This is a genomic window from Comamonas sp. B-9 (genome assembly GCF_000410635.1).
Classification (GTDB): Bacteria; Pseudomonadota; Gammaproteobacteria; order Burkholderiales; family Burkholderiaceae_C; genus Comamonas.
In genome coordinates, this window is record NZ_KE148578.1 from 1 (window position 1) to 9775 (window position 9775).

At 65.3% G+C, this 9775-nt stretch carries 7 protein-coding genes; 4 read left to right on the forward strand and 3 right to left on the reverse strand.

Annotated features, from left to right (window positions below; genetic code table 11):
- The coding region (locus H928_RS0112945; RefSeq protein ID WP_021026891.1) for a TonB-dependent siderophore receptor at nucleotides 1-2369 on the forward strand (2369 nt) is incomplete at its 5' end.
- A gap of 34 nt (nucleotides 2370-2403) precedes the next feature.
- On the opposite strand, the gene glmU is transcribed toward H928_RS0112945, so the two are convergent.
- On the reverse strand, nucleotides 2404-3822 hold the full coding sequence (glmU, locus tag H928_RS0112950) for a bifunctional UDP-N-acetylglucosamine diphosphorylase/glucosamine-1-phosphate N-acetyltransferase GlmU (protein WP_021026892.1): 1419 nt from the start codon (nucleotides 3820-3822) through the stop codon (nucleotides 2404-2406).
- Between the two features lie 273 nt (nucleotides 3823-4095).
- Complete coding sequence (locus H928_RS27595; RefSeq protein WP_084635789.1) at nucleotides 4096-4518, reverse strand: DUF2917 domain-containing protein; 423 nt, start codon at nucleotides 4516-4518, stop codon at nucleotides 4096-4098.
- 272 nt (nucleotides 4519-4790) lie between these two features.
- Here H928_RS27595 and H928_RS0112960 point away from each other — a divergent pair, with 272 nt between their 5' ends.
- Nucleotides 4791-5765, forward strand: coding sequence for a LysR substrate-binding domain-containing protein (locus tag H928_RS0112960; RefSeq protein WP_021026894.1), 975 nt, complete (start codon nucleotides 4791-4793; stop codon nucleotides 5763-5765).
- A 156-nt stretch (nucleotides 5766-5921) separates the two neighbouring features.
- A complete protein-coding gene (locus tag H928_RS0112965; RefSeq protein ID WP_021026895.1) occupies nucleotides 5922-6905 on the forward strand; it encodes a tripartite tricarboxylate transporter substrate binding protein in 984 nt (327 codons plus the stop codon).
- A 194-nt stretch (nucleotides 6906-7099) separates the two neighbouring features.
- Here the strand turns inward: H928_RS0112965 and tyrS are convergent, their stop codons facing one another.
- A complete protein-coding gene (tyrS, locus tag H928_RS0112970) occupies nucleotides 7100-8332 on the reverse strand; it encodes a tyrosine--tRNA ligase (RefSeq protein WP_021026896.1) in 1233 nt (410 codons plus the stop codon).
- A 247-nt stretch (nucleotides 8333-8579) separates the two neighbouring features.
- Here tyrS and H928_RS27600 point away from each other — a divergent pair.
- Nucleotides 8580-9775: M23 family metallopeptidase (locus H928_RS27600; protein WP_239644958.1), on the forward strand; the 1196-nt coding region annotated here is incomplete at its 3' end.

The following is a 9775-nucleotide window of genomic DNA, read 5'->3' on the forward strand; positions in this document are numbered from 1 at the left end:
TGGCCCGCGCCTGCGCTGCGCTCTGCCTGGGGCTGCAGCTGCAGCTGGCCGCTGCCCAAAGCCTGCAGCTGGAGCTGCCCGCCCAGCCGCTGTCCGCTGCGCTGAGCCAATTTGCCCGCCAGGCCGGCCTGCAGCTGACCTATGCCTCCGAGCTGGTGCAGGGCCGGCAGTCACAGGCGCTCAGCGGCCGCTATGAACTGCAGCAAGGCCTGGCCCAGCTGCTGCAGGGCAGTGGCCTGCAAGGCCGCATCGCAGGCGGCACCTTGACCCTGGAGCGCGTGCCCACACCTGCCCCCGCCCCTGCGCCAGCCCAGGACCCCACCCTGCCCCAGGTCACCGTGTCGGCCGGCGACCAGTATGTCAACCTGCTGCCAGCGCCCTATGCCGGTGGCCAGGTGGCCAAGGGCGTGCGGCTGGGCGTGCTGGGCAACACCAGCAATATGGATGCGCCCTTCAGCACCACCAGCTACACCGCCCAGGCGGTGCGCGACCAGCAGGCCAGCACCATTGCCGAGGCGGTGAACCGCGACCCCTCGGTGCGCTACACCGTGCTGCCCGGCGGCAATGTGGACAACCTTTATATCCGGGGCTTTCCGATCTGGGAAGGCAACTCCGGCGAAATCGCCTTTGACGGCATCTACGGCATTGCGCCCAACTACCGGGTGCGCACCGAGTATGTGGACCGCATCGAGGTCATCAAGGGCCCGGGCGCGCTGCTGTTTGGCATGTCGCCCAATGGCTCGGTCGGCGGCGTGATCAATATCGCGCCCAAGCGCGCCAATGAAGAGGTCGCCAGGCTGACCCTGGGCCACAGCTCCGACAGCCTCTGGAACACCCATGCCGATGTGGGCCGGCGCTTTGGCGATGAGGGCCAGTACGGCATCCGCATCAATGCCAGCAAGTACCAGGGCGATACCGTGGTGGACCAGCAGCGCAGCAATGGCAATGTGCTGGCGCTGGCGCTGGACTACGAAGTGGCGCAGTTCCGCGCCACCTTGGATATCCTGTCGCAGGACGAGCGCATCGACGGCGTGGGCCGGCCCATCATGCCCAGCGGGCTCAGCGCCCTGCCGGCCGCCCCCAGCGGCAAGCGCAATGCCTCGCAGGCCTGGGAATGGTCGGACAACCGCGAGCGCGCCGTGCTGCTGCGCACCGAGTTCGATGTGACCGAGCAGCTCACCGTGTTTGCCAATCTGGGGCAGTCGCGCGCCGATGTGGACCGCCTCTACGACTCGGCCCCGCGCCTGACCTCGGCCTCCGGCGCCACCAGCAGCACCCCCACCTATGCGGTGTTCGATGTGGACCGCAGCACCATCGATGCCGGCCTGCGCTCCCGCTTTGCGCTGGCGGGGGTCAAGCACTCGGTCACGCTGCAGCTGGCCAGCTACCGCGAAGAGTTCCACCGCGCGCTGCAAGCGGGCAGCACGATCCAGTCCAACATCTATGCGCCCATTGCCAACAGCCCGCAGAGCATTGCCCGGCCGAGCGTCATTCCGCGCATCCATGACAACCGCAACACCAGCCTGGCGCTGGTCGACACGGTGGGGCTGCTGAACGACCGCCTGCAGCTGTCCCTGGGCCTGCGCCACCAGGTGATCAAATCGACCAACTTCAATGCGCTGACCGGCGCCACCGCCAATGTCTATGACGAGCGGGTCACCACGCCCGCGCTGGGCGTGGTCTGGCGCCAGGCGCCCCACTGGTCGCTCTATGCCAACTACATCGAAGGGCTGAGCAAGGGCGATATCGCGCCACCCTCAGCCAGCAACTACGGCGAAGTGCTGCGCCCCTACAAGAGCCGCCAGTACGAGATCGGCAGCAAGTACGACCTGGGCAGCTTCATGGCCACCGCGTCACTATTCAGCATCGAGAAACCCAGCGGCGGGCTGAACCAGGGCGTCTACCAAAGCAATGGCGAGCAGCGCAACCTGGGCATGGAGCTGTACGCCTATGGTGAGGCCGCCAAGGGCCTGCGCCTGCTGGGTGGCCTGACGGTGCTGAAGCCGGAGATCACCCGCGCTGCCAGCGCCGCGTTGGTGGGCAACCGGCCCATCGGCACCTCGCGCCTGCTGGCCAATGTGGGGCTGGAATGGGATGTGCCTGCGCTACAGGGCCTGAGCCTGATCGCCGACCTGGCCTACACCGGCGCCCAGTATGCCGACCAGGCCAACCAGCTGCGCATTCCGGCATGGACCCGTGCCGACCTGGGCTTGCGCTACACCACCCGCATCGCCGACCGCAAGACCACCTTGCGCGCCACCGTGCAGAACCTGGCGGACCGCAATGCATGGGCAGGGGTCACGTCCTGGGGCGCGGTATCGCCGATGGTGCCGCGCACCTTTGTCGTGTCGGCGTCGGTGGATTTCTAAGGCTGCTGGGCAGCGCCGGTTCTAGAAGAGGCGCTTAGCTTTTCTTCTGCGGCCGGTCCCAGTTCGCAATGCTGACCTGCTTGCCGCGCGCCACGCTCAAGGCGCCCGGCGGCGTGCTCTTGGTAATGGTGGAGCCGCCGCCCACGGTGCCACCGGCGCCAATGGTCAGCGGCGCTACCAGCACGCAGTTGCTGCCCACATGCACATCGGCTTCGATGACGGTTCGGTGCTTGTTGGCGCCGTCATAGTTGGCAGTGATGCTGCCCGCGCCGTAGTTGACCCGTTCGCCAACCTCGGCATCGCCCAGGTAGGCCAGGTGGTTGGCCTTGGCGCCATCTGCCAGGCGCGAGTTCTTGACCTCGACAAAATTGCCGATGTGCACCTGCTTGCCCAGCTGGGCACCAGGGCGCAGTCGGGCAAAGGGCCCGACCAGCGCGCCCTCGCCCACCAGGGCGCCCGCAGCCTCGCCATCGATATGGGTAAACGGGTGGATCACCGCATCGGCGGCAATCTCGGCATTGCTGATATGGCAGTAGGCGCCAATGCGCGCGCCGTCGCCAATGCGCACCTGGCCGCCAAAGATGCAGCCCACATCGATCTCCACATCCTGGCCGCAGATGAGCTGCGCCTTGCCGCCGCGTGCATCGTCGCGCAGGTCAAAACGGGCCGGGTCGGCCATGCGCACACCTTGGGCCATCAGCGCCTGGGCCTTACGCATCTGGTGGGCACGCTCCAGTTCGGCCAGTTGCTGGGGGCTGTTGATGCCGGCCACCTGCAGCACATCGGCAATGCAATGGCCTTCCACGGCCACGCCATCGGCAACGGCCATCGCCACAATGTCGGTCAGGTAGTACTCGCTCTGGGCGTTGTGGTTGTTCAGCTGGGCCAGCCAGGGCTTGAGCCGGCGCAGCGGCACGGCCATGATGCCGCTGTAAACCTCAGTGATCGCGCGCTCGTCCGCATTCGCATCCTTTTGCTCGACGATGCGCTGCACCGTTCCCTCGGCATTGCGCACAATGCGGCCGTAGCCCGTGGGGTCGGGCATGTTGACGGTGAGCAGGGCCATGCGGTCGCTGCCTGCGGCATCAAGCAGGCCCTGCAAGGTGCCCGCCTGCGTCAGTGGCACATCGCCGGACAGCACAATCGCCATGCCCTCATCGGCCAGCAACGGCACCGCCTGCTGCACCGCGTGGCCCGTGCCCAGCTGCGGCTCCTGGCGCGCAAAGGCCAGTTGGCTGATGCCGGCGCTGGTCTGGCCTATCGCCGCCTCCACCTGGTCAGCGCCATGGCCGGTGATCACCACCGCCGAGCGGGCCTGCAGCTGGGCAGCGGTATCGAGCACATGCTGCAGCAGCGCGCGCCCGGCCAGCTTCTGCAACACCTTGGGGTGGCGGCTTTTCATGCGCGTGCCCTTGCCGGCGGCCATGATGATGATGTCGAGTGGAGCGGTCATGGTGGATCAGCGAGGCGGCGCCGGGCACCGCCTCTAAAAGACAAAACCCTGTGATTATCGCGCTCTACAGGCTTTCAGCTTCCGCCACCGCCACTGTCTTTGGGCAAAAAAACAGCCTGCGCAAGGCAGGCTGTTGTGGGCAAGTGTTCGAATGAGGGACTTAGACAGCCCAGCAAACCGAAGGTTTGCGGTTGAGACGAGGCGTTCAGCCGCAGGCAGTACAAACGTACGACAAGGCTGGACAACGACGTATCAAGGGCTGTGTCAGTCACTCTATATGTTGTAGAGCATGCTGCCGTCGGTCTTCCCCCATTGGAAGCGCGTGAACCAGCGTGCGGGCTGCTCGTCCAGGTTGGGCTGGCCGCCCTGGTTCTTGGGGAAGTGGTAGACCAGCGCATGCTGGCGCTTGCTCTCGATGACCACCGACTGGCCGGCCTTGAGCACAACCGTGTGGCCGGCGTGCAGCACCAGGTCACCGGCTTGCAGGCTGGCTTCGTTGCTCAGACCCAGGCCCAGGGTGACCCAGGCGGTGCCTTCGGAGATGCGCAGCACAGTATCGCGCTGGGGCACAAAGCTGATGGCCTTGCCGGTGGGCAGAATGCGCATCTCGGCAGCGGCCGAGGCAGCGCGGCTGGCACGCGCGGGGCGCGCAGCGATGGAGCCAGCAGACAGAACATGAGATGCAGACATTGCCATGGTGTTTTCCTTTGCAGGGCCCTGGTCTCGTTTCGATCCTAGGGTTTACCCGATATGCGTATCTTGCGCCTGGGCAGCGCCTGCGTCCAATGAATAAAACAAGGCCGATCGATGCAGCCGCAGCATTAATGGTTTACCCTAGGTTTTGGTCTTTCCGCAGCCACAAGGCCACACCAAGCCAGCGGCAGCTATCGAAGCAGGAGCATGATGGTTGGCCTGCCCCGGGCATACACCCTGGCGCAGTGTGTACTTCTTGCTACAGTGCCTCCACCATGCCAGACCTGCCTCTGCCGCCTTCCCTGCTCCGCACCCGGCCCATCGCCGTGGGCCATCTGCGCGCTTTTCTAGCGGTAGCTCGCTACCTGAACTTCCGCGCCGCTGCCGAGGAGCTGGCGTTGACCCAGTCGGCCGTCAGCCGGCAGATCCAGGCGCTGGAAGACGAGGTCGGCATTGCGCTGTTTTTGCGCCATACCCGCGCGGTGGAGCTGACCAGCGCTGGCGCCCAGCTGCAGCGCGCCGTGTCGCCGGCCATCGAGCGCATCGACTCGGCCGTGCGCCTGATCCGCCAGACCAGTGGCCGCAAGAGCGTGGCCATCACCACCTGGGCCAGCTTTGCGTCGATGTGGCTGATCCCGCGCATGGAGGCTTTTCAGCGCGACAACCCCGAGATCGACATCCGCATCGATGCCACCGACAACGTCCTCGACTTGGAAACCTCGGATGTGGACCTGGCGCTGCGCTACAGCCTGCCCCAGCACGCCACCGCCAACGCGCAGCGCCTGTTTGGCGAGCAACTGGCCGTTGTCGCCAGCCCCTGGCTGCTGCAAAGCCACCCGCGCATCAGCCAACCCGCCGACGTGGCTCGCCACACCTTGATCGAGGCAGGCGACGCCCACCGCCTGCAGCACCTGGACTGGCTGACCTGGGAGCGCTGGCTGGAGCTGCACGGCTGCGGCAATCTGCAACCCAAACGCTGGCTGTACCTCAACTACGCGCACCAGATCGCACAAGCCGCCCTGACCGGCCAGGGCCTGGCGCTGGCACGCATGCCACTGGTGGCCGATGCGCTGGCCAATGGCGATCTGGTCGAGGTGCTGCCCGAATACCGCATGGATTCCCCCCTCGCCTACTGGCTGATCATTGGCCCGCGCAGCCAGCAACGCCCCGAAGTCACCGCCTTTTGCGCCTGGCTGCAGTTGCAGGCCGCCGCCACGCGCACGGCGATTGGGGATACCACCGGCAGCTGATTGCCGCTTGGATAAGGCGCGCGCTGATACGCCTGTGCTCTCAGCCCCGGCCAATTCACTATTAGACAAGCCTGAGCACCCTCCCTACAGTCAAAGCGGCTGCATGCGCGTTCCACGCCCGCAGGCAGCCACCTATAACGACACAAGGAGACAGCCATGTTCAACCCTCGTTTTGGCCGCCGGCAGGCGCTGGCGCTGTGTGCGGCGCTGCTCGCGGGCGCCGCCAGCCCGGCGCTGCAGGCCCAGGACTTTCCCAGCAAGCCCATCAAGTTCATCGTGCCCTTTGGGCCGGGCAGCGGCACCGATACCTCGGCGCGCTACTACGCCAAAAAGCTGCAGCAGCTCAGCGGCCAGCCGGTGGTGGTGGAGAACCGGCCCGGCGGCAATGGCTTTATAGCGGTCAAGCAGGCCTTGTCGGCCCCGGCGGATGGCTACACCGTCTTTATCGGCAGCAACTCCACCCTGGCGGTGAACACGGCGCTGTTCAAGGAGCTGCCCTATGACCCGCAAAAGGACTTTGCACCGCTGACGATGATGATGCGCGCCCCGGCCATCGTCGTGGCGCCGGGGGATGCCGATACCAGGCAGCTCAAGGATCTGGTGGCCAAGGCCCAGGCCAGCCCCGGCAAGATCAACTTTGGCGCGGGCTCGGCCGGCTACCAGCTGATGGGTGAGCTGTTCAACGATGTGGCCAAGGTGCAGACCGTGCATGTGCCCTTCAAGGGCGCGGGCGAGGTCGCCACGGCTGTGGCCGGCCATACGGTGGACTACGCCTTTGCCGAGGCTACCTCGGTGCAGGAGCTGATCAAGGCCGGGCGGCTGACGGGCCTGGCCGTCGCCTCCGACAGCCGCGTGGCCGCCCTGCCCCATGTGCCCACCGCCCGTGAAGCGGGCCTGCCCGGCATCGAGGCCTACACCTGGGTGGGCGCGATGGTCAACAGCAAGACGCCGGCGGACACCAGCGCCAAGCTGGCGGGCTGGTTCATGCAGATTGCGGCCGAGCCAGAAACCCAGCAGTTCTATGCCAACCTGGGCGCCACGGCAATGAGCGGCGGCCCGGCGCAGATGCGCCAGTTCCAGGCCGATGAGATTGCGCTGTGGAAGCGCATTGCGACCCAGGCCAAGATCGAGCTGCAGTAAATCTGCAGGCCGCCTGGTGGCTCAGCCGCTGGGGCTGGGAGCCAGAATTACAGGGTCCAGGTCTCCCTGCTGACTGGCGCATGCCAGCAGCTGTCAAAAAGAGGCGATCAGAAAAAAGAGCCGCTCTCCCACCAAGGGAAGCGGCTCTTTGATCAAACAGCCAGCCAAGCCAGACCAGCCCGGCAAACCCCACTTTAGGCCAAGGTCACGCGGGCAAACTTGCGCTTGCCCACTTGCACGACAAAGGTGCCAGCGGGTAGCTTCAGGCCCTTGTCTTCGATCACCACGCCGTCCACACGCACACCGCCGCCGTCGATCAGGCGGTTGGCTTCGCTGGTCGAAGGGGCGAGGTTGGCCTGCTTGAGCAGGGCGCCAATGCCCAGCGGCGCGCCGCTGAGCGCGACTTCGGGGATGTCGTCCGGGATACCGCCCTTGCTGCGGTTGATGAAATCCTGCTCGGCCGCCTCGGCTGCAGCCGCGCTGTGGAAGCGTGCGGTGATTTCCTTGGCCAGCAGTACCTTGGCGTCCTTGGGGTTGCGGCCGCCTTCGATCTCCAGCTTGAGCGCGGCGATTTCCGGCAAGCCCATGAAAGACAGCAGGGTGAACCAGTCCCACATCAGGTCGTCCGAGATCGACAGCACCTTGGCGAACATGGTGTTGGCGTCTTCGGTGATGCCGATGTAGTTGTTCTTGGACTTGGACATCTTGTGCACGCCGTCCAGGCCCACCAGAAGCGGCATGGTCAGCACGCACTGCGATTCCTGGCCGTACTCGGCCTGCAGATGGCGGCCCATCATCAGATTGAACTTCTGGTCGGTGCCGCCCAGCTCCAGATCGCTCTTGAGCGCCACCGAGTCATAGCCCTGCAGCAGCGGGTAGAGGAACTCGTGCAGGCTGATCGAGCTGCCTTCGTGGAAGCGGGTGTGGAAGTCGTTGCGCTCCATCATGCGCGCGACGGTGTACTTGGCCGACAGCTCGATCATGCCGCGCGCGCCCAGCTTGTCGCACCACTCGCTGTTGTAGCGCAGCTCGGTCTTGCTCGGGTCGAGCACCTTGTAGGCCTGTTCGCGGTAGGTCTCGGCATTCACCTGGATCTGCGCGGCAGTCAGCGGCGGCCGGGTGCTGTTGCGGCCCGAAGGGTCGCCAATCAGGGTGGTGAAATCGCCGATCAGGAAGATCACGGTATGGCCCAGGTCCTGCAGCTGGCGCATCTTGTTGAGCACCACGGTATGGCCAATGTGGATGTCCGGGGCGGTGGGATCCAGGCCCAGCTTGATGCGCAGGGGCACGCCCGTCGCCTCGGATTTGGCCAGTTTTTTGACCCATTCCTCCTGTGGCAGCAGCTCATCCACCCCACGCAGACTTACCTGCAAAGCCTCTTGCACACGGTCGGTAACAGGGTAAGTTGTAACAGTCGATTGATTCATATGGGGTTTCTCAGGTTGCCAGCAAAGCCGAGGGCGTTATACTGCGTCCCTTGCGTTGCAGCGTTTTATTCTAGCCGCGTCTGTCAGACGATGTCCCAAGGGGACTTCATCCAGACCCGCGAACGCTGCTCATGAAGTTTTTTTGTGCCATCTTGTTAAAAAACACCCTACCGCGCCTGCAGACGCGGTTTGTTTTGGCTCCGACTACGCAGCCGGCAAGATGGCCATCCATAACCGGGATGGAACATTGAACAACGGATTCATCACCGCTGGCAGCCTCGTCATTCGCCAGCTGGTCAATACCGCCCAAGCACACCCCAAGCGTCTCGCTGCAGCCCTCGCCGTCATGTTGATGACTGGCGGCGGCGCCGCTTTTGCCGTGGCTGAGCTGGGCCCCAATCCGTCCGACATGCCAGTGCAGACCGTGGAATACCCCGTCGAGTCGCTGGCTTCGGACATTTCGATCGCAGACCTGGTCGACGGACCAGGTTTTTCTTTGTACCGCACCGATGAGGTGCGCAGCAACGACACGCCCGAATCCCTGCTGCGCCGCCTGGGCGTGGCGGACCCGGCAGCCGCGGCCTTCATCCGCAGCAATGCCAAGGCGCGCAGCGCCATCATTGGCAAGGCCGGCCGCCAGATCACCGCCGAGACCACCCAAAGCCATGAGCTGACCACCCTCACGGTGCGCTGGGCCGGTGACAGCAGCGATGTGTTCCAGCGCTTCAGCATCCGCAAGGCCGATGGCAAGTTCGACACCCTGACCGAATTCCTGCCGCTGACCCATGGCACGCGCCTGTCGGGTGGCATCATCCGCAGCTCGCTGTATGCGGCCACCGATGCAGCCAGCCTGCCTGACAACGTCTCGAACCAGATGGTCGAGGTGTTTGCCGACAAGATAGATTTCCGCCGTGCGCTGCGCGCCGGTGACCGCTTCTCGCTGGTCTATGAAACGCTGGAAGCCGATGGCGAGGTGCTGGGCACCGGCCGCCTGCTGAGTGCCGAGTTCCGCAACAACGGCAAGACCCATGAGGCGCTGTGGTTCCAGGACTCGCCCAAGGACAAGGGTGCCTACTACAACTTCGCCGGCGAAAGCGGCGAGCGCAGCTACATCGGCTCGCCGGTCAAGTACACCCGCGTCTCCAGCGCCTTTGCGATGCGCGTGCACCCCATCCACAAGACCTGGTCGGCCCACAAGGGTACCGACCTGGCAGCCCCGCAAGGCACGCCGGTGCGCACCGTGGGCGACGGTCTGGTGACCTTTGCCGGCGTGCAAAACGGCTACGGCAATGTGATCTACATCGACCACGGCAACAAGCACGAAACCGTCTACGCCCACCTGAGCCGCATCGCCGTCAAGCAAGGCGCGCGCGTAGGCAAGGGCGACGAGATCGGTGCCGTCGGCCAGACCGGCTGGGGCCCCCGCCCCCCCCCCCCCCAGCC

Coding starts and splice junctions, on each gene's coding strand:
- glmU (WP_021026892.1), bottom strand. CDS start 3,822: ATGACCGCTCCACTCGACATCATCATCATGGCCGCCGGCAAGGGCACG.
- H928_RS27595 (WP_084635789.1), bottom strand. CDS start 4,518: ATGGCAATGTCTGCATCTCATGTTCTGTCTGCTGGCTCCATCGCTGCG.
- H928_RS0112960 (WP_021026894.1), top strand. CDS start 4,791: ATGCCAGACCTGCCTCTGCCGCCTTCCCTGCTCCGCACCCGGCCCATC.
- H928_RS0112965 (WP_021026895.1), top strand. CDS start 5,922: ATGTTCAACCCTCGTTTTGGCCGCCGGCAGGCGCTGGCGCTGTGTGCG.
- tyrS (WP_021026896.1), bottom strand. CDS start 8,332: ATGAATCAATCGACTGTTACAACTTACCCTGTTACCGACCGTGTGCAA.